A 2,007-nucleotide genomic window follows, 5' to 3' on the forward strand; every position below is an offset into this window, starting at 1 on the left:
CGCAGGCCGGTCGCGCGGCCGCTGGCGCTGACGCCGCCCGGCGCCCGCAGCTCCTCCAGCACGCGGCGCAGGCGCTCGCGCAGCAGACGCGGCGCCTCGGTCTCCCAGTCGGCGGCGGGCAGCTCACCCAGGTCGATTTCCAGTTCATCCAGCCGCCACTGCTCGTCCGGCGGACAGCAGGCATCGAAGACCTCGTCGATCACGCGCAGCAGCGGCCCCTGGGCGCAGGCGACCAGGCGGGCTTCGGCGTCACCGGGCGCGATGCCGGCGCCGAAGCCCGCGTCGACTGTCAGACGCTCGACGAGGTGCGCGATGGGAGTGATCGATTCACGCATGGCCTTGCACCACCGGTCCCTCGGCGTCACCACCGTAGTTGCCGCCGCCGCCGCCGCTGCCGCTACTGCCGCCGCTGCCGCTGCCGCTGCTGCCGCCGCTGCCGCTACTGCCGCTACTGCCGCTGCCGCTACTGCCGCTGCCGCTACTGCGGCTGCCGTTGCCGTTGCCGTTGCCGTTGCCGTTGCCGTTGCCGTTGCCGTTGCTGCGCGCGGCGCCCGGCGGTTCATCGGGCGGCAGCGCCAGGCACTCGATCACGCGGCAGGCCGCCTCGTCCGCGAGCATCTGCGCCGACGCGGCGTCCGGCGACGCGACCCAGGCCATGCGCGCGTCGAGCCATGCGGCATGGGCGTCCTCGAAGCGCTGCATCGGCTCGGCGTCCAGCCACAGGCAGCGCAGCGTCAGGTGAGCCGGGCAGCTGATGCGCAGGGTCTCTTCCGCGAAGTTCCGGAACGCCGGCTGCGAGCAGCGCTGCGTCCAGCCGGGCAGCACCACCGTCACACGCAGCCGGTGGAAGTCCTCCGGCAGGTCCAGCCGCGCATGTGCCGCTCCGCCGGCCTGCGTCGGCCGCAGCAGCAGGTGCTCGACCACATGCAGGCCCTCGCTCTCCTGGTCCAGGTGGCGAAGGAACAGGCGCAGGCTTGCCGCGCCGCGCCGGGCCGCGTCGGCATCGGCAAACTCGCCCAGCAGCCACCACCGGCCGTGCTCGTCAGGGCCGAGCGCGAGGCGGCGCGCGCCGCCCGTCCCCGGCAGCAGGCGATAGCGCGCGCCGTGCTGTCCGGCGCGCAGCAGGCCCGCCGGCAGCGGCAGCCGCAGCCAGGGCATGCGCTGCAGGTCGGCCAGCACCTGGGCGCGGTCGGCCGGCTGCACCGCATGCCCCGCCGCCGGCGCCAGGCGCACCGCGTCGTCGTCCGGATCGAGCAGCCAGGGGCGATGCACCGGCGCCGGATGCTCGACGAGCGTGAAGCGCTGCTCGCGCAGCACCCGCGTCAGCGGCCGGTCGTGCCACAGGCGGAAGCCCAGCAGCAGGCTGGCCCGGCGCTGCAGGCCGCCGCAGTTGTCCGGCTGGTCCCAGGACGGGCGCCCCGGGTCGAAGCCGCCGGCGCGGTCCCGCGTCAGCGTCACGATGTCGCGCAGCCAGGTGGCCTTGTTCTCGAGCAGCAGCGTCTCCGCCTCCTCCGGGCTCAGATGGCCCAGGAACTGGCGCATCGAGTTCTGGGTGTAGGTCTCCCCATGCAGCGCGAGCAGGTGGTCCAGCGCCCGGTTCTTGCGTCGCGCGGAGCGGTCGAAGGGCCGGTAGACCGTGTCCATCACCGTCTGCGGCGGCTGCCGGTAGAGCCGGTCGATCGCCGGCACCGCATCCGGCCCGATCAGCTGCGACCACAGGCCCTGGCGCGCGCCGGGCGCCACCGAGAACAGCGCGCGCAGGTGCTGCAGCTGGGCCAGGCCCTGCGCGATCGCCTGCTCCTGCATCACGAGATAGGCCTTGAGCTGCCTGGCCCGCGCCTGCCGCTGCGGCGGCGCCGAGGCGGGGACGCCGTAGCGGCCCAGGCCGTAGATCGCCGGCAGGTGGTCCTGCACCGACACGTAGGTGTCCAGCTGCCGATGCACGCCCAGCGGCAGCAGCGCGGCCGCGCGCGCCGCATGTCCGGCCTGGCCGCGGGCCTGGTGCGC

General features: G+C 74.8%; 1 protein-coding gene and 1 pseudogene. Both read right to left on the minus strand.

Annotated elements, in window-relative coordinates:
- On the minus strand, positions 1-335 hold a 335-nt coding region (locus CS062_RS25055; RefSeq protein ID WP_199174358.1), incomplete at its 3' end, for a contractile injection system tape measure protein.
- A pseudogene (locus CS062_RS26500) lies at positions 328-2,007 on the minus strand (hypothetical protein); the annotation flags it as partial. The gene CS062_RS25055 and the pseudogene CS062_RS26500, both read right to left, overlap by 8 nt.

The organism is Roseateles chitinivorans (genome assembly GCF_002761755.1).
Lineage (GTDB): Bacteria > Pseudomonadota > Gammaproteobacteria > Burkholderiales > Burkholderiaceae_C > Roseateles > Roseateles chitinivorans.